The 18,927-nt window shown below is 36.7% G+C and carries 14 protein-coding genes; 4 read left to right on the top strand and 10 right to left on the bottom strand.

From position 1 onward, the window contains the following. Positions 1–25 precede the first annotated feature (25 nt). The 4 genes from V8G61_RS05040 (at position 26) to mgrA (ending at position 3,763) form a co-directional block, all read left to right on the top strand. Positions 26–388, top strand: a complete 363-nt coding sequence (locus V8G61_RS05040) for a BlaI/MecI/CopY family transcriptional regulator (RefSeq protein ID WP_394874370.1) — start codon at positions 26–28, stop codon at positions 386–388. Then, positions 388–2,097, top strand: coding sequence for a M56 family metallopeptidase (locus V8G61_RS05035; RefSeq protein ID WP_394874369.1), 1,710 nt, complete (start codon positions 388–390; stop codon positions 2,095–2,097). Before V8G61_RS05040 ends, V8G61_RS05035 begins: the two co-directional genes overlap by 1 nt. Before the next feature lie 485 nt (positions 2,098–2,582). Further along, positions 2,583–2,735: an SsrA-binding protein gene (locus V8G61_RS05030; RefSeq protein WP_394874368.1), complete on the top strand. Its 153-nt coding sequence runs from the start codon at positions 2,583–2,585 to the stop codon at positions 2,733–2,735. Positions 2,736–2,770: 35 nt separating this feature from the next. Continuing rightward, positions 2,771–3,763, top strand: a complete 993-nt coding sequence (mgrA, locus tag V8G61_RS05025; RefSeq protein WP_394874367.1) for an L-glyceraldehyde 3-phosphate reductase — start codon at positions 2,771–2,773, stop codon at positions 3,761–3,763. Between the two features lie 21 nt (positions 3,764–3,784). Here the strand turns inward: mgrA and V8G61_RS05020 are convergent, their stop codons facing one another. From V8G61_RS05020 to V8G61_RS04975, 10 genes are all read right to left on the bottom strand, one after another. Continuing rightward, complete coding sequence (locus tag V8G61_RS05020) at positions 3,785–3,952, bottom strand: adenylosuccinate synthetase (RefSeq protein ID WP_394874366.1); 168 nt, start codon at positions 3,950–3,952, stop codon at positions 3,785–3,787. A 227-nt stretch (positions 3,953–4,179) separates the two neighbouring features. Beyond that, on the bottom strand, positions 4,180–5,745 hold the full coding sequence (locus tag V8G61_RS05015) for a T9SS type A sorting domain-containing protein (RefSeq protein ID WP_394874365.1): 1,566 nt from the start codon (positions 5,743–5,745) through the stop codon (positions 4,180–4,182). A gap of 31 nt (positions 5,746–5,776) precedes the next feature. Next, on the bottom strand, positions 5,777–6,109 hold the full coding sequence (locus V8G61_RS05010; RefSeq protein ID WP_394874364.1) for a hypothetical protein: 333 nt from the start codon (positions 6,107–6,109) through the stop codon (positions 5,777–5,779). A gap of 215 nt (positions 6,110–6,324) precedes the next feature. Continuing rightward, entirely contained in the window at positions 6,325–7,161 is an 837-nt protein-coding gene (locus tag V8G61_RS05005) for an alpha/beta hydrolase (RefSeq protein ID WP_394874362.1), read from the bottom strand. Positions 7,162–7,229: 68 nt separating this feature from the next. Continuing rightward, on the bottom strand, positions 7,230–8,522 hold the full coding sequence (locus V8G61_RS05000; RefSeq protein ID WP_394874361.1) for a sulfatase-like hydrolase/transferase: 1,293 nt from the start codon (positions 8,520–8,522) through the stop codon (positions 7,230–7,232). 68 nt (positions 8,523–8,590) lie between these two features. After that, positions 8,591–10,426 (bottom strand): sulfatase, encoded by a 1,836-nt coding sequence (locus tag V8G61_RS04995; RefSeq protein WP_394874360.1) that lies wholly within the window; start codon positions 10,424–10,426, stop codon positions 8,591–8,593. A gap of 3 nt (positions 10,427–10,429) precedes the next feature. Next, complete coding sequence (locus V8G61_RS04990) at positions 10,430–12,019, bottom strand: RagB/SusD family nutrient uptake outer membrane protein (RefSeq protein ID WP_394874359.1); 1,590 nt, start codon at positions 12,017–12,019, stop codon at positions 10,430–10,432. Positions 12,020–12,031: 12 nt separating this feature from the next. Then, positions 12,032–15,244 carry a SusC/RagA family TonB-linked outer membrane protein gene (locus V8G61_RS04985; protein WP_394874357.1) on the bottom strand — a complete coding sequence of 1,071 codons (3,213 nt, stop codon included), beginning with the start codon at positions 15,242–15,244 and terminating at the stop codon, positions 12,032–12,034. An 11-nt stretch (positions 15,245–15,255) separates the two neighbouring features. After that, positions 15,256–17,718, bottom strand: a complete 2,463-nt coding sequence (locus V8G61_RS04980) for a T9SS type A sorting domain-containing protein (protein ID WP_394874356.1) — start codon at positions 17,716–17,718, stop codon at positions 15,256–15,258. 5 nt (positions 17,719–17,723) lie between these two features. Next, positions 17,724–18,923 carry a hypothetical protein gene (locus V8G61_RS04975; RefSeq protein ID WP_394874355.1) on the bottom strand — a complete coding sequence of 400 codons (1,200 nt, stop codon included), beginning with the start codon at positions 18,921–18,923 and terminating at the stop codon, positions 17,724–17,726. Positions 18,924–18,927: the final 4 nt, after the last annotated feature.

Raw genomic sequence — 18,927 nt, 5'->3', positions numbered from 1 at the left:
AAATAAGGACTAAAAGGTATCACATATGGAAAAATTAACGAACAAAGAGGAAGAAATAATGCACATTATATGGACACTTGAGAAGGCTTTTGTAAAGGATGTTTTGGCAGAAATAAAGGACGATAAGCCACATTATAATACACTATCGACCATTATTAGGAATTTGGAAGATAAGGGCTATGTGGCGCACCAAGCTTTTGGGAAAACCCATCAGTACTACCCTATTGTGAGTAAGGAGGATTACAAAAAAAGGTTTATGAAAACGGCGATCCATAACTACTTTAATAATTCGTACAAAAATGTTGTGTCCTTTTTTGCTGAAGAGGAAAATATTAGTGTTGATGAACTCAAGGAGATTATAAATCTTATTGAAAAAAATAATAAATAATGGAATATTTACTTAAAGCAAGTGTAGTTACTGGCATTTTTTATTTGTGCTACAAAGTATTTTTGCAACGAGAGACCTTTTTTGAAAAAACACGTTGGTTCTTATTAATCGGACTGCTTTCATCTTTTCTGTTTCCGTTTTTGGTTATTCCTAATTACGTTGAAACAGCACCACTTCAAATACAGGGAGTCGATTTGAATTACACTTCTCAAGTCGAAAATTCAGGTCAGGAATCTTTTTCTTATTTCAACTATGTTCTAGGTGCGTATGGTATTGGCGTTTTGTTTTTCCTGAGTAGATTTATATTTCAAGTAAGTACTTTAAGCCGCCTTATATGGAACCATAAAAAAGAGCATCAGGGATCGTTTACGATGGTGAAAACCACAAAAAAAATAGCCCCGTTCTCATTTTTTAATTGGATTGTTTATAATCCTGAGCAGTTTGACAGCTCTGAACTCGAGCAAATCATGACGCACGAAAAAGTTCATGTAAGAGAAAATCATTCTTTTGATATTCTACTGGGTCAGTTAAGCAGTATCATTCTTTGGTTCAATCCTTTTATTTGGTTTTACAACAAGGCGCTCAAACAGAATTTAGAGTTTATAGCCGATAAAAAAGCCTTTCAAAAATCACCTTGCAAAAAAAGTTATCAATATACACTACTTAAAACAAGTTTTCCAAGTTATCAGTTTGCTTTAAGTAGTCCTTTTTATAATTCATTAATCAAAAAACGAATCATCATGTTACAACAATCAAAATCAAAAAAAATCAATCAATTGAAGTTTGCACTTGTCATTCCTGTACTTACTTTTTTCCTAATGAGTTTTAATACCAAAACCATTTATGTTGAAAAGGCTCAGCCTAAAATGACGAAAACAATTCCGGTTAAACCTCTGTCCGAGCCTCAGGAACAATCTGTCAAAAACGAAAAACCACAACCTGTGGCATCCGAGTTTCCCGCTACAAAACCTATTAAAAATCAGAATCCATCGACCTACGTAATACAGAAAAACACTTCAGATTCTGAATTGGACGACATGGCGAAAAAGGCTCAGGATAAAGGTGTAAAATTGACCTTTAAGGGTGTTAAAAGGAATTCGAGTGGCGAGATCATAGCCATCAAAATTGACGCAAAATCAGATCACGCAAATGCCAATTATAATTATAATTCGGATACACCTATCGACCTTATTAAAGTCGCCTTCGGTAAAGATGGAAAAAATATATCCATAGGAAATTCAACTGCCATGGCTTATACGATCAAGGAAAAAGAAAAAAAGACCACCTACGTCATCTCGAATACTAAAGCTCAGGATGTTCATGAAAATGAGGATGAAGATCAAAAAATTGTTTTGAGAAAAGTGAAGACCACAAAGGCCAACGATAAGGCGGTAACGGTAACGGGATATGGAAATAAAAAGAACTCGGATGACAATGTTCGTGAGATAATTATAATTTCTGAGAACGATGCTCCCGAAGATGTTGTTGTTAGACGAATGAAGAACGACACAACAAAAAGCTGGACCGTTGTTAATACTAAAGACCCGGAACCGATGTACGTTTTAGATGGTAAAGTGATAGAAAGGGAGACCCTAAATGATATATTACCAAACGATATTGAAAAAATAAATGTTTTAAAAGGGGAATCAGCGATTAAAAAATATGGCGAAAAAGGCAAAGACGGGGTTATAGAGATTACAACTAAATGACCTTAATGACATACAAAATAAACCTTGTGATAAGACACCGTTATGGGTGTCTTTTTTTTATCCAAAAAGATGAGATGAATCAAATGGGCACGTTTTTCTCAAAAAATTATCTACGATTTTAAAAATAGCCTAAAAATCACCCTATAATTATTACACATTTTAATTTTAATGTGGTCTTTTATTTTAAATAAAAACTTTATTGAAGAAAATATGTTATTATTTTAAACATAAATCATTTTTTTAATTACAACTCATCAAGCAACTTCATTAATATTTATGTATTCCTTTGGAAATTATATATGCCCTGATATATCTTCAAAATATCGATTGGAAAAACCAATATTTAATTAACCTTTAAACATTAAATCATGATCATTTTAACCCAAATTATTATTCTTCTAATAACCTCGTTTCTGTAAAAAATAACTTTTAAAAATAAAGTCTCCATTAAGATTTAGTATTTTTACCTACAGAAACTATTTTAAATGAAAAAGCACCTTTTCAAGTTCCTGGCGAAACTTAATAAAGTGATATTACCAAGTTACTCAAAACGTGACCTCGACCTTTCAAAAGCCTCTAAAATTCAAATGGCTATTATTGGTTGGCGTTGGTTTGTCACAAAAAATGCTTTGGACTAAATCGTGCTTTAATCTCTGTAATAAATTAAACTTTTATGAACTATATTCCTAAAGCCGATCGCTATAATCAAATGACTTATAATCGTTGTGGTAAAAGTGGTATTCAATTACCCTTGGTATCCCTTGGCCTATGGCACAACTTTGGCGGTGTTGATGTTTTTGAAAATGGTAAGGCCATAGTCTTACGAGCTTTCGATCTGGGAATCACACATTTTGATCTGGCGAATAACTACGGCCCACCGCCGGGTTCCGCCGAAGAAACTTTCGGTAAGATCTTGAACACTGACCTAAAGCCCTATCGCGATGAACTTATTATTACATCCAAAGCTGGTTACGGCATGTGGAACGGACCGTATGGGGATCATGGCTCAAGAAAATACCTGATAGCAAGTTGCGATCAGAGTTTAAAAAGGATGGGCTTAGATTATGTTGATGTTTTTTACCATCACCGTCCAGATCCGAATACTCCCTTAGAAGAAACGATGCAAGCCTTAGATTATATCGTACGCTCCGGGAGAGCTTTGTATGTGGGCATTTCCAATTATGGTCCTGCCGAAGCCAAACGCGCCTTTGAGATCCTAAATGATCTTGGCACGCCATGTTTAGTGCACCAACCCTCCTACAACATGTTTAACCGCTGGATAGAAGATGGCTTATTGGACACTTTGGAAGAATACGGCGTTGGTTCTGTAGTTTTTAGTCCGCTGTTTCAGGGCTTGCTTACGGATAAATACTTAAAAGGCATACCGGAAGACTCCAGAGCTTCGAAACCAACCGGATTTTTGCAGACCTCACAAGTTAACGAGGAAAACATTCGTAAGGTTAAGGCTCTTAATACTATCGCAGAAAATCGGGGTCAGAAAATGGCACAAATGGCATTGGCCTGGGTGTTACGTGACAAACGTGTAACCTCGGTTATTATAGGGGCCAGTAAAGTATCGCATGTTGAGGATGCTGTTGGTATTCAGAAAAATCTGAACTTTTCTTCAGAAGAATTGGAAGCTATAGAAACCATTTTAAAGTCATAATAGCGGGTCATCCCCAAGCTATTATTCCTTTTCCTTCTTTTTCTTTTTTCGCCAAAGCATATAGAAAACCACAATGAGAATGGGCAGAATAATATAAACCAAAACCTCTATAGGGTTGGAAAAATCAATAGGTGTATTATCTCCCGGGTTTCGTGTTCCGGGTGGCAGTTGAAATAGAAAATTTAACATAGGTTCGTTTTAAAAGTGTTTCTCTTAATATACGAAATTAGTAGGACTTTACCATTCGTAAACACCTCCATTAAGCACCTTAACTCTATATCCTTACTATTGAAAATTAAGGTTTAGAAATTTCCCATTAATATCTTGAAATAAAAAAGCTTTCAGTTTTCTGAAAGCTTTTTTAAAAATTGGTACGTATAGTTTTTTCTTTTCTATACGGTCACAACAAACCAAACTTAATAAACTATGAGTCTTCGTGTACTTCTACTACTGTCATCAGCTTCAATACTCAGTAAATGTACTCCTTTAGAGAGCCCTGAAATATTCAACTCATTTTGATCATAAAATGTGTTTTCAAGAACTCCTAGGATTGAATATACCTTGACTTGCTTAATTTTCTTCAAACTAGAAATAGTTACAAATTCTCTAGCAGGATTCGGAAATAATTTTAAGCCGTTATCAAATTCGTTATCAGCAATACTTAGGGTTGTTGCCCCATATTCATAAGCACCGGCATCATTGGTGCCATCAGTTCTTCCATACCCTCTCTGATCGATGGTTGGAATAGTTTCTCCAGTAGCTACTGTACAATAGTCAACTGCCATACTACTCATGGCTAGAGGAATGACTTGTGTACTTCCACCGTCACTGGTAAGGGTTCCGGTTAAACCTGCATCTGTAGCAGATGAGCCTATTTGGTTATTATTTCCTGCATCACCAACTATTGCTGGGGCGGCGTTCACAGTACCTAAAATACAATTAATAACATTTGTGGTGTTAGAATTTGCAAAATCCAAAGCTCCTCTGGTTGTATCATCAAAAGCAACAATAATGGAGTTAAAAGCACTAAAACTGGTTGCAGTACCTGTAAATCTGACACCACTTCTTACCAAAGTACCAGTATGGATATTATTAAAAATTGTGTTATGTATTAATTTCAGAGTTACATTCCCGGAAGATCCATCACCACCGGCATTGGTTGTCCAGGTAGCACCTTTGGTCCAAATTGCGCCACCACCGGCACCGAATTGGCCACTGGTGGCAGAGTTATTAGATATAGTGCTATTCTCGATATTTACATCAATGGTATAATCATCCCCGAAATCAGGATTTCCATTAATATAAATTCCACCACCACTTACACCAGTATTACTATCGATTAAAGATTGTTTAAAATTTATAGTGGAATTTATTCCAGCCCCATTATTCGGGGCTAAAATTATACCACCACCACTCTTTGCACAGGAATTATTTCGAATTGTACACTCAATAATATCGGCATTACTTCCGGCGATACTTAACCCACCACCCAGTTCTGCAGTATAGTTATCCTCAATAATAAGGTTTTTTAAAGTCAATAAACCTGTTATTTTATCCGCATCGATACCACCACCATTGTGATTTTCATTTGCGACACTTGGTTCGTTACCATATCTGACACCTAAATTTTCTATTGTAACATTTAAAACAGGAAGAGGATCAGGATCAACAGAAGAGGCCAATATAGAAATAACTCTTTGACCTGACCCGTCAGATGCTGCTGAATTTGCAGCCTGAATAATATCCGTTGTTGGATCAGAACCCCTAAGAGTAATACTTTTATTAAAAATAGTAATTGGCTCAGTATGAATTCCGTCAATCAAAATCACATCACCATCATTAGATGCGTCAATCGCAGCTGTAATTGATGCATACGGATTTCCTCCATAAGGATCTCCCTCGATATTTACTGTTTGTGCAGAGACTGAAACAGTGAGCAGCGCGAAGATTAAATAAATAAGAAATGTAGTTTTTTGTTTCATGAGAGTTGATATTAAAAATTAGTTGTCCTTTTTATTTTCTATTATTTTTTCGATACTCCGCCCATTGCTTCATACGTTCTTTGCCTAAATAGTCTTTCATCTTATTATAGGTTTGATTTCCAAGCATTTTCAGCTTTTCATTTTTCTCTTCAGACTCATTGCCATATTTTTTGTTAATAGCCTGAGCTTCCTTAAAACGCTCTAGCTGAATGTTATAAACAGCTTTACTATCCGTTTCATTCAGGGATAATGCTTCCGTGATTTTATCTGTTAATTTCTGGGCTTTTTTCTCAGGACTTGGCTGAGCATAAATAGCAGCACTTAAAAAAACAGTTAAAAGCGATATTAAAATTCTTTTTTTCATAATTAATTTGAATTATTAGGTTTTAGTTTCATCTAAATTACAAACGATGTACAAAAACATGGTCTTTCTACAATTCAAAAGAGTTTAAATCCTATTCAACAGAACTATTTAAGCGCTTTCAGACCTCCCTCTTATAATATTTAATAACTTTTAGGATCGTCTTGAGAGATTTACAACTTGTAAGTAAACTGAGCATCGAAGTTTTGACTTACTCTTTATTTAATCATGATAACAGGTTCCTGATCTAAATAACCTAGTGATTGTAAAAACAGATCGGTTTCAGATACCGTCTTTTTATAATTTTCAAATTTATTGTAGTTAAAGAATCCATGTTTCTTTCCTTCAAATAAATGTAAATCACATCTGCTAGAAACTTTTTGCATCACCAATTGATAATATTTGATGGTTTCTACAGGAATAAGATAATCATCCGTTCCCTGAAAAATTATGGTTGGTGGAGCTCCTTTTTTAATATTATGAAGCGGTGAAAATTCCTTGAATTGATCTCCAACCCGTTCATAACCCACCCCTCCTGGGCCATTATCTAACACAGGATTGAATAGCACCAAAGCATTTGGCTTACAACTCACAGAGAGATTATCTGTATCCTCATTAAATTCCTCTGCTAATGCCGCCGCTGCCGCCAATTGTCCTCCGGCAGAACCGCCGGACGCTATTATTTTTGAAGTATCAATATGATATTCCTCAGCGTGCTCTCTTATAAAACGAATCGCTGATTTAGCATCTTTCAACGATTCAATAGGTGTTGATTGATGTCTGTTCTTAACCCGATAATCAACGAGAAAACAAACTAATCCCCTTTGAGAAAAATACTTAGCATGTGGCTCAAATTGTTTGATGCTCCCCTTATTCCAACCACCACCAAAAAAGAAAACCATAGCTGGATTTTTTTTCGAAGTATCCTTAGGTTTAAAGACCTCCATAACCAATTCTGTGGTGTCAACACGTTTGTATATTATTTTCTCATTTTGAGCGTAACAAGAAATAACTATTAGTACTGTAATAAGTGAAAAAATGTATGTTCTAGACATGCTTAGGAGATGATTTTTAAAGTTTTTTATTTTCAAATAATTTCATTTGTCCTGAAGGAAAACCTAAATTATTGCCAAGGAATCTTACCGGAGCTTTGAATATGCTCGGTGAGTGCTTTCATTAATTTATTTTCTATTTCAGGATTATTAATTGGGTAGTTTTCATAAGGGTCCTCGAGCATATCAAAAAGCTTATAATCCGAAAATGGGTCATTCCGAAGCAGTTTATAACGACCATCAGAGATCGCATAATAAATTCCTCCCCCAAACCTATGCCCTTCGCGGCGCATCCAAATAGTGTTATTTCTTAACTTGGCTCCTTCAAACGTCGTGAGATCCTTTATTCTAATTGAAGGTAAGTTTTGGTCTATCTCACCCCGTGCAAATGAAATTAAAGTTGGATAAAAATCCATTAAAACAAAAGGTGAATCACTTTCTTGAGCAGTTGTTTGGTTTGGAAGTTTCACCAAGCAAGGCACTCGGATACCGCCTTCGAGCATATCTCCCTTTCCTCCAGAAAATGGTTGGTTACTAGCCCCATATTGAAGGGCTCCGCCATTATCTGAAGTGAATATAATCATGGTGTTTTCATCTAATTGAGATGCTTTTAGATAGTTCAATATCCGACCTACATTATGATCAAGATGCTCTATTAAAGCCATTAATTTTTGCCTTTTAAGGGGCGTGTTGGGTTGTCTTTTTTGAATTTTCTTCAGCCAGGAACTCGGGGGTTGAATGGGGCTGTGAGGTGCATTATAAGTTAAAAATAAAAAAAATGGATTCTGGACTTCTTTTTGTTGCTCTAAATAATCAAGGGTCCAATCTGTGAACAAATCTGTAGCATGTCCCTCCGGATTAATTTCCTGATTATTTTCACGCATCCAATTGACGCCGGAACGCAGATGCGTATAATAATCATCCATCATATCCCCTAAAAACCCTTTAAAAAAGTCAAAACCTCGTGCATTTGGGACATCCGGTGATGTGTAGCCTAAATGCCATTTCCCTATCAATGCTGTACTGTAATTCTGTTTTTTTAAGGCTTCCGGCAAGCTTACAAAATCGTCTTTGAGATTCCCCCAAGTATTGTGAGGTATATCGCGGATAACACCCGGAACACCAACCATATCAGGATAATTCCCGGAAAGGATTGCGGCCCTGCTCGGAGAACATACAGTACTGTTCGCATAGGCTCTAGTAAATTTAAATCCGGAATTGGCGAGCTTATCAATAAAAGGCGTCTGAATGTCTTTAGCGCCGTAGCAACTCAAATCTCCATAACCTAAATCGTCAGCTAAAATAAAAATGATATTGGGTTTTACTTGAGCATCACTATGCTTAACAAGCATAGTAATACTCAAGAATAAAAGTGCTATTAATCTCTTAACCCGTATAATTTGATTCCAATTTTAAAATAGTTTATAAAAACTTAATTTATAATTTGAACAGGATCTGATACCGGTAATGTATAACTATACGTATCCACCGCTACAGGTACCTGTTCTCCATAAAATTTTGAGGTTTTCACCAATTTTGGATGTGCCAAAAGCCAGTAAAACCCCTTATTATTTCCCTTAAAGGTATAATCCGTTATATTTTCGGCGATTATCTCAGCATCAGCTATGTTTTTCGTTTTGGAAAAATATAAGTCGTAGCTCTTAAAATCATCGGATATTGGCCACGTAATATCATTATTTTCCAAAGTGATTTTTATAGGAGAATATTGCTGAAAACGCCATTCTGCCAGAGTTTCAAAATACATATCCTGATAAATGGCCTTATGCTTTTCATCAAAAATTAAATTATTAAACTCATTTGGATCTTCTTTAACATTGTACAATTGATCAATAATACCATGCGTATAGATGAACTTATAGTCGCCATGACGCATCATTCTAGACGGGAGATTTTTGATATCTGGTACAAGCTGGTAATTCGTGCCTCTAAATTCGGTATACACCTTTCGGTCGCCACCTATTTCACTACCATTTTTTAAAACATCAACTAAAGAAACCCCTTGTGCTGTCTCGGGCGTTTTTTCACCAATAAGTTCGGCTAAGGTTGGCATAATATCAATAAAACTCACTAATGAATTATTTACTACATTTTGTTTAAAAAGCTTCGGATAAGAAATAATAAACGGCACATTAACAGCATCTTCATACATACAATGCTTTCCTCTTAAGCCGTGTTCAAACATATGTTCTCCATGATCAGTTGTATAAATAATGATCGTATTTTCATATAGTCCTTGATCCTTCAAACTTTGGATCACCCGACCCACCATGTCATCCATTTCAGTAGTGCAGGCATGATAGGCAGCCATAACGCGTTGTGCTTTTTCAAGGTCTCTGGGAATACCTGAATGCACCCAATCCGGAACCCAAGGATATTTCCCTTTGTTATACCAATCGTCATAGGTATCCGGCAAGGTAAAATCATTTGGATCATACATATCCAAATACTTTTGCGTTGTCGTTAATGGCGGATGTGGTTTTTCAAATCCTACATGAAGAAAAAATGGTTTGTTATCCTCTCCTCTCTTGTTGATAAATTCTACCGATTTTTTGGCCACTACCATATCAAAGTTATCCTCATCATTTTTTACAAGCGTTGGCACATACTCCTCATTTAAATGACCGGCACCTCGCCTGTAAACATCACTGTACTTTTTAAATTGACGGTAGCGCATATAGGCGTCCTCACCTACCTCGTCCTCATAATGCCCGCCCGGAAAATAGGTGTAGTAACGCACGCTGGCTTCATCAAATCCCAAGTTGTTACCATCTTTGTGGTCTTCATCCACATTTTTTTGAAGTTCCCCATGCACATGCATTTTTCCTGGAGCTGCGGTACTATAACCTTGTCCTTTGAATATGTCACCTAGAGTTTTTATCCCTTCATGATAGCCAGTTTCGCGTAAATAGCCACTTCCAATATTTTTCACTTTGCCATTAGGCATTGTAATTGGAGCTTTATGATATACGGCACCATTGGCATAAGGATACATTCCTGTTACCAGAGCTGCCCGAGCGGGCGCACATACAGGAGCCGGCGTATAACAATTGGTGAAGGTCACACCGGTTTTAGCCAAGGCATCGATATTAGGCGTAATAGCAATTTTACTACCATACGCCCCTGAAGCATCTAATTTATGCTGATCAGAGATAATAAAAACAACGTTGGGCTTACCATTAGTATTTTCTTGTGAAAATGAAAATGGCATATACAGTAAGCATACTAAAAGAGCAAGTTTATAATTCATTTTTTAGTCTATATTATCGTTTGCAGAACTTTCTATTAATGGAATAGGCCAAGTATAATCTTCAGCATCTCTTGCTCCTACATTATTTCCATAAGTTCTTCTACAGTATTCATCGTAAACACCCATTCTGGTTAAGTCAAACCAACGATGTCCTTCCATATACAATTCTACACCTCTTTCACTTAATAATTCTTCTCTAAATTGATCCATAGTTAACCCTGTTCCATCAAATAGATTCGTCATTCCCACACGTGCTCTTAGCATATTTATATCGGCATTTGCCTGCGTAGGATCTTGGTTTAATTCGGCTAAAGCTTCGGCGCGGAGTAAATACACATCGGCCAATCGGATGACGTGCCAATTTTGTTGACTGGTATACTCGGTAGTAGCATCTGTATCGATATATTTTTTTGTAAAGACTCTGGATAAATTGCCGGCAGGCGCACCTGTTGCGGTAACCGTTCTAATATAACCTGTTAAACCAGGGCCTAATTCATAAGTATTTGTTTCATCCTGATAAAAATCGATTATTGAATTTAAATATCGAGGGTCATTCTTATTAATACTTTGATTGATGTACTGTGGTTGTAATCTATTTACACCTCCAAAACCACCACCGGCTAAACCAGAGTTTTGTGGGCTGAATAAGTTTGAAACTGCGGTTCCTTCACCTGCAATGGAAGCGCCTTGTATGTCGAAAAGCATCTCAAAATTATTACCATTTTTAGCATCAAAAATAGTTTCATATTCACTTAAATCAGTTACTAATCTGTAAAAGGGTTGTTGGAGCGCTATATCCGCTTGTTCAATCGCTTTTTGATAATAAAAATTAGGCGATTCCGTAAGGGTAAGGTAAATCTCGTTACCCGCTTGTCCATCCTGAGCTGTCCTTAACGAAGAAGCCATCTGTACGTATACCTTAGCTAGCATGGCATGGGCTGCAGCTTTGGTTACTCTACCTATATTATTCGTACCTCCATTTCGTGTTTCGTTATAGCCCCAGCAGTTTTGTCCCGCATACTCTAAATCCTCAATAATAACATTGTAGATATCTTCTACCGGTGACAGTGGTAAGCCTTTTTCGCCGGGTTTTACAGGTGTGGTTCTTAAGGGAACTTCACCATAGCATCTTACCAAATTAAAATAGTGAAGTGCTCTTAAAAATCGAGCTTCACCTAAAATTCTCAAACGCAATTCTTCATCTATTTCCGGAACTTCAGGTACTCTGGCAATAACATTGTTAGCATCTTTAATTGCTGTATATACATCTATCCAGGTTCTTTCTATTAATGGTTCGCTATTGGTTATGGTTCCAAATCTAAAATCACGGTGATTAAAACTACTTTGACCTTGATCTGAGGAGGCGTATAAGTTTGATAAAAACTGTTGTCTGTAATAACCATTGCCGCTTTTTAATTGTGCATAAGCACCGGTTAAGCCTGCTAGAGCGTCAGATTCATTTTGATAAAAACTGTTTATGTCAACTTGATTTAAAGGATCTTCTTCAAGGAAACTTTCACAACTTGTAACTACTATTGATGAAAAAAGTAGTAGGCCAATGAATTTTATTTTATTTATATCTATAGTTTTCATTTTCGGTATATTTTAATAAGTGAAATTTAAGCCAACAGAATAGGTTTGTACACCTGGATATCCACCAAAATCTACACCTCTACGTTGAGGATCTTTGTTAAAGGTTGAAACCTCAGGATCAAAACCGGGATAATCGGTAATCGTAATTAGGTTTTGGGCTGTCGCATAAAGTCTCAAACTTCCTGTTCTTTTAAAATTAATGGTATACCCTAGGTTGATGTTCTTTAACCTGATAAAAGAACCATCATACACATTTCTATCTGATGAAATTACTCTTGGTCCATTAGAATCAATCAATGCTGCTGGATATCCAACGCCTGAGGTTCTTGCCAGTGAAGGATCATAAAATACCTGTCCACCTGAATCTACACCAAGTGGAGCCTGCCAAGAATCGGCAAAAGCAGATGTTAAACCATTTCTTGAGTTTGAGTTACCGGTAATTGGCCAAGAATCTACCCAAAAAAGATCACCCCCTTTTTGTCCCGTAACAAGTATACTTAAATCCCAATTTTTATAGTTAAGATTATTAGTAATAGCGACATTAAAATCTGGATTAGGATCTCCTATTTGAACATAATCATCAAAGTTGATCACTTGATTGCCGTTGCCATCTACTGTATTAGTATCCTTATTTACATATTTAATTTCACCTGGTGCCGCACCAACTATACCACTGGCATTAGCTTCTTCCCAAGATTCATATATTCCATCGGTTTGTGCGCCCCAAAAAATACCTAAAGGACTACCCACTTGAAATAAAATGGGGTTTTCTTGTGCGAAACCAACATTAGGTCCTAGTTGAAAATCTAAATTTGAGTTTAAACTTTTAAGGTTATTTCTATTCAAAGTAAAGTTACCGCCAAAATTCCATTGAAAATCTGAGGTGTTAATAATATTGGTGTTAAGTGCAATTTCTAATCCATAATTTTCTACTTCTCCAAAATTATCGAGTATTCGGACAAAACCATTAGAGGCAGGTAAAATTACATTTTGCAATAAATCGCTAGTCAATTTATAATAAGTATCTACCGTAAGATTTATTTTATCTTCATTAAGACCTAAATCCATACCAAAGTTAAACTGGTCTGTAAGCTCCCATTTTAAATTTGGGTTTGGTAGATTGGTTTCAATAACACCTGTAGAAATTTGGCCATTAAAATTATACCTAATAGCTTCTCCTAAGGATAAAGATTGAAAAGGAGGTATCGCGTCGTTACCAACACGACCATAAGATAATCTAAATTTAAGGTTAGAAATGGCATTCGATTTTTTTAGGAAACGTTCTTCTGATGCTGCCCAAGCTAAGGCCATCGACGGAAAAAAGTTGGCTTTATTTCCATCTGCTAATTTTGATGAGGCATCCACTCTGGCATTAACATCTAAAAAATATTTTCTTTTATAGTTATATCCAACTCTTACAATACCTGAAGCTAATTTAAACGATGGATAATTCGTTACCGGTGGTAAAATATCAGTCGCTGCTCCTAAGTTATAATATTGTAATACATCGTTTCCAAATCCAAAAGCTCGGTTAAAGCTGGTTCTTATTTCAACATCTTCAATGGTTCCAACAGCAACAGCATCTATGCGGTGTTGTCCAAAACGATTTCTGTATCTTAAATTAAATTCACCATATAATTTTCTGTATTGACGGTTGGCTTGAGAAGCCTCTCCATTATTCCTTCTACCTCGCGTTGTATTGGTTGGGTAATAAATATCTCTATTACTCATTTGAAGATTGAAGGCGCCTCTAACGATAGCGGTTAAATTTGGAGTTATTTTACTGGTGATACTTACATTTTGAAGAAAGTTATAGCTTTCTTTTAAATCGGTTACATCATTAGCTAATGTATAGGGATTTGAAATAATATTACCTTCATTTAATCCTGCATAAACATCATCATCTTGTCCGGGTTCTAATAATCCGAAAATAGGTTGGAATTGAAGCGTTTGTGAGGTCACACTTCTATTTAAAAGTAAATCGCCATTTCCAATTGATGCAGCATTACCTTTATTGTAAGCAATATTTGTTTTAGAGAAAATATCTATTTTATCATTAAACGCTTTTTTTCTTCCATTTACATTTAATGTTACGCGTCTGTTGCTGGTATTAATAATGACACCTTCGTTATCTAATAAACCTAAACTTACCAACAAATTACTTTGGGGTGTACCCCCTCGATAAGAGATATTATACGATTTTGATATGGCCTGACGAAATACTTCCTCTTGCCAATCTGTATTTACCCCCGAACTGGTTAAGTAAGGTATAGAAAAAGCATCTAGCTCCGGATAATTCACAGAGGTTAAAGCTTGGCTACCATCAAATGGGCCGCCCGGGCCACCGTAGTTAGGGTTAGAGATGTTTAAGTAAAGTTGATTGATGGACCTTCTGTTCATGTAATCTTCAAAAGTTGGGCCATCCAAAACATCTATTTTATTGGTGACATTGGTTATAAATGTATCGACAGTAACATCTATATTGTCTTTTCCTTGCTCTTGTCCTCCTGTCTTTGTAGTTATCAATATAACACCGTTAGCTCCTCTAGCACCATACACCGCCGTAGCCGCAGCATCTTTTAATACTTCAATTTTGTCAATATCGTTAGGATTTAAAAAACTTAAGGAATTTTGAGCTGATCCGGCTCCTCCATTTCCTTGAGCATCCTGAAGAGGGTCTACAGGCAAGCCATCTACTATATATAAAGGCTGTGTACCTCCCAAGAATGAATTGGTACCTCTGATAGAAACGGCTATACCTCCACCGGGTTCTCCGTTTTCTGTAACAGTAACACCAGCGACTTGACCTTGTAATAGTTTTTCAACGGATTGTGCCCTTTGTTTTTCTAAGGTTTCAGATTTTACTTGAGTTATCGAACCTGATAAATCCTTTTTATTTACATCAAAGTACCCGACACTTACCACAACCTCATCTAATTGAGCTACATCGGCTTGAAGGTAAACTTCCATGATCGCGTTCTGTATTATAACCACTTGGGTTTTCATACCAATGTATGAAAATACTAACTGATCGCCTTTTTTGGCTTCTATTTCAAACTTTCCATCAAAATCAGTTACTGCTCCATTATTAGTGCCTTGCAGGACTACTGAAACACCGGGTAGAGGTTGTTTCAATTCTTCGTCCATTACTGTACCCTTTACCGTAATTTCCTGACCCAAAAAAGTGAGTGGCCATAATAATAGAAATAAGAGTATATTCTTCATTAGTTTCGTATTTAGTTGATAATTAGTTTTTTGTTTTCTATGTAGTTGTTTTCAGTTTGTATTCTAACGATATATGTTCCACTTTTAAAATTTGAAACATCTATTTCTTGATTTTTGTTATAAACCATTCTTCCTATCGCTCTTCCATTCATATCAAATATTGTAACCAAGGCATTGGGCTGTAACATGCTTAAGCGAATGGTTTCCGACGCAGGGTTAGGGTATAATCCTATTTTATTAATTTCATTTTGAAAGTTATCATTCGAAAGCGTATTCGCCCATTGCTCCATTAAATATGAGGCTGCGATACCCCAGGTACCATCAGGTTCAATAAGCCATTTGCCATTCATGTTTTCGTATAAGAATGTTTCGTCATATTCTTCCCCTTTTTGCCAGGTAAAGCCATTTGGGCCTTGCTGATCGGTGCAATATAAATTCCACAAATAAAAATTTGGAATGTTTAACCCGAGAGCCACACCAATATAACGGCCGTAGCGATCACGTATCGTCGTTTCGTCATTGGATCCGTTGTAAGGTGGGTTTTCGTTAATTCCGAATTCTCCGATTTGAACCGGAAACGTTGTTCCCATCGCTTTCGTTTCCGTAGTGAAATAACGGGCAATTTCAAGGCCTTTCCACATCGAATGACCTTCTGGATTGTCCGTGTTGGTATAGCTGCTGTCATAGGCCGAATAGGACGACAGGTCTAGTCTTGTTTTAGGAATCACATCGGCAATCACACAAGGAGTGCCATTATCCATCATGGTAATGCGATTTCCACCACTAGTCATCCATAATTTATTGAACTCGATGGCATGGAATACTTTAGAAGTCGTCGTTGTATACTCATTACGCGCCCGCTCCGTTCCTCGCTGTCTGGCGCGAAACATACGTGCCATCCCTTCAATTTGCCAGTCAACATCGTCGGGAATCAGTGAGGGGTCATTTTCCCAAAGCAAACCTTGTTGACCACGAAGCATCCAATCGCCTTCCCAGTTTTGATATACGAAGGTTTTACCCATATCGCCATAGGTGTCCAATAGGTGCTTGGTCAGGTCATAGAATTGTTGTTCCTCATTGAGGTAACTGGCATGATCGAAATCTGGTCCATTTTTGTAATCGCCTTTATTTTTTGTAGTGGTCCAAAAGGCATGTGTTTTTATATGGGTACGCTTGAACAATGAATCAATATATTCATGCTGAGCCACCTCTTTTATGGTCTGGAAGGTTGGCCAGGTATGATTAAATGGATAGGCCTCATACATTTTACCATTAATGGCTGAAACTACCGTTTTAAGCACTGTAGACCCAAAGGTCTTGTAATAATCCAAGCCTTCCAAGAGAAAGGGTCGCGTTGTAAAATTGTACCAACCGGCAATGTGTGAAGACCCAAAAACATCCTTAATCTCACTCACATCCACACCTAAGTTAGGATCGTATTGATCTATATTGCTGGTAATTGCTGCCTTAGTTGGCATGGTTTCCGAATAATGTTTTCGTATTTCACCATTATTGGTTAACACGAAATTCGGGTTATTTGTAGTCAAATTTTCAAAATTAACACCTTCTCCCAATCGCCATAAGCCACCCGCTTCTATCGTGAAGTTAAATCCGGCAGCTTCAGCCTTACGGTCCAAAAATGCTTTATTAACCTTAAATGAATACAAACTTCCCTGGTTCGTAATGGTAAGGTAGGTGGTTTCCCCAACCGTCTGATTCTTCGTAAAGAGACTCACATCTCCTGCCACAACAATTCCCTCTATAGTTAAATTAGATTTTGCCGTTGGAGCACTAAACTGATAGTCACTTCCTGTTAAACCCAATATACCTTTAACATCGACATAAGCATATTTGGAAATGGTTACGTTCACATTATTATTGGATTTGATCGCGAAATTTTCATCTAAAACCATAGTGTACAAATCAATAGTTAGATCGTAATCACTAAAATCGCTTGATATACTCAAAGCTTTAGCGTTGAAAAATCCAGAACCTGAAATAAAAGTATTGTTTTGAGTCACGTTCATAAAAATGCGACTGTTGTAGGCAAAAATTGAGCCATCACCACTTGCGCCAGGTTGATTTCTTCCAGAAGAAAAAGTTCCATGACACAAAATACTCCCGTTAATTCTCAGGTCTTTAGCGAAACTCGGTGTATCATGACCAATTTGCAGGACAGCTGTCGAATTCACTTGTAGGTTACGGCATAAATCAACAATTTCCCCGGAAACACTACCTTCAACATCGACATAAATGGTGTGACCATCACTTATAATTACATCCGTATTAGCATCCGGAACAACACCACCACTCCAAATGGAAGGATTACTCCAATTACCACTTGACACCGTTTGAATTGCCGTTGAAAAATCAATATTCTGATTACTCAACAAGGGTAATTGTGCCTGTAATGCTGTAAAACCAGTACTCAGCAACAATAACATTGTAATAATGATGTAATTTCCCTTTTTCATAGTGGTTATATACTTTTTAAAACAGATAGGGCCTTCGTATTAAACTCAGTTTGATCGGGGTAGTTGCCATGCTCCGATTTATAAGTCTTCAAATAATTATTCATGTGCTGATAATATTGCTTATGAAAGTAATATAACGGCCTTTTTTCTCCTTGTTCATTTATAAGAGACATTTCCTTGGAACCCCCATTCTTGTCATATTCGTTGTTATACATTTGCCAATGCAAGGCAAAAGGTAAATTCAATTTCAAAGAGATCTCCATGATATCCTTTGTCAGTTTTCGTTGTTTTTTAAAGGTCTCTGGTTTTTCAATATTCGCATGATAGCCATATTCGCCAATAAATACCCGGCGAGAAAATGGAAGCCCTTCTTTAGGTTGTAGTTGCTTTTCCAGATACTTAAAAACCGAGTCCAAGGTATCGTAAACCTCATCATAACTTCGGTTCTTTATCGCTTCATAACTGGAGTACGACACTAGATCTACAGGTACGTTTGGAAGCACACTTTCGGCGATACATTTTTCACCTTCCATACCTTTTAATACGAGATTAAGTTCAATGTAGTGGAATAAAGAAACGTTATTATGTGGCGTTTTTAATTTAGCGGCATCGATAGCCTTTTGTCTTATCTGAAACCATTTGGTCATGTTTCTAATAATTTCAGGTCCAGGCGTACTTTCACGTCCATTTCCATTATGCAACAACCAATCGCCTTCCCAATTACCTATTAAAAAGGTTTTACCTGAATTGTTATAAGATTTTAGAAGATAAGAGGCCAATTCATACATTTCATTGTACAATAGTTTTTCTTGTTGTACCGTGATCCCTTTTTTCCAGTTAACTCCGGTGCAGGTATGAACCCAAGCAAAAATGTATTTAAAATCCATGTCGAAAGCCTGTTTAAAATCAGGAGACGATTTAAACAGATCCAGGGTTGTATTGGTTTTTGCATTTCTTAATCCATAACCCTTTAAAGCATTTTTTCCCAGCGAGATCTTTAAAATATTCGACCCCATGCCTCGAATATGCTTCGCTTGCTCTAGAAGAGCAGATTCATTACTAAATTTATACTTACCTCCAATGCCTTGGGTACCCAATACAAAATTATAATCCTCCAATGGAGTAATGGTATCATAACTTACTTCCTGAGCTGAAGTAAAGCCGAAGACCAATAAGACTAATATGATGCTAATAATGTTTTTCATGTTA

The sequence above is a fragment of the Gaetbulibacter sp. M240 genome, assembly GCF_043876815.1.
In the GTDB taxonomy this organism is placed as follows: Bacteria; Bacteroidota; Bacteroidia; order Flavobacteriales; family Flavobacteriaceae; genus Gaetbulibacter_A.
This window is presented reverse-complemented; position numbering and strand designations above follow the sequence as displayed.

Coding starts and splice junctions, on each gene's coding strand:
- V8G61_RS05040 (WP_394874370.1), top strand. CDS start 26: ATGGAAAAATTAACGAACAAAGAGGAAGAAATAATGCACATTATATGG.
- V8G61_RS05035 (WP_394874369.1), top strand. CDS start 388: ATGGAATATTTACTTAAAGCAAGTGTAGTTACTGGCATTTTTTATTTG.
- V8G61_RS05030 (WP_394874368.1), top strand. CDS start 2,583: ATGAAAAAGCACCTTTTCAAGTTCCTGGCGAAACTTAATAAAGTGATA.
- mgrA (WP_394874367.1), top strand. CDS start 2,771: ATGAACTATATTCCTAAAGCCGATCGCTATAATCAAATGACTTATAAT.
- V8G61_RS05020 (WP_394874366.1), bottom strand. CDS start 3,952: ATGTTAAATTTTCTATTTCAACTGCCACCCGGAACACGAAACCCGGGA.
- V8G61_RS05015 (WP_394874365.1), bottom strand. CDS start 5,745: ATGAAACAAAAAACTACATTTCTTATTTATTTAATCTTCGCGCTGCTC.
- V8G61_RS05010 (WP_394874364.1), bottom strand. CDS start 6,109: ATGAAAAAAAGAATTTTAATATCGCTTTTAACTGTTTTTTTAAGTGCT.
- V8G61_RS05005 (WP_394874362.1), bottom strand. CDS start 7,161: ATGTCTAGAACATACATTTTTTCACTTATTACAGTACTAATAGTTATT.
- V8G61_RS04995 (WP_394874360.1), bottom strand. CDS start 10,426: ATGAATTATAAACTTGCTCTTTTAGTATGCTTACTGTATATGCCATTT.
- V8G61_RS04990 (WP_394874359.1), bottom strand. CDS start 12,019: ATGAAAACTATAGATATAAATAAAATAAAATTCATTGGCCTACTACTT.
- V8G61_RS04985 (WP_394874357.1), bottom strand. CDS start 15,244: ATGAAGAATATACTCTTATTTCTATTATTATGGCCACTCACTTTTTTG.
- V8G61_RS04980 (WP_394874356.1), bottom strand. CDS start 17,718: ATGAAAAAGGGAAATTACATCATTATTACAATGTTATTGTTGCTGAGT.
- V8G61_RS04975 (WP_394874355.1), bottom strand. CDS start 18,923: ATGAAAAACATTATTAGCATCATATTAGTCTTATTGGTCTTCGGCTTT.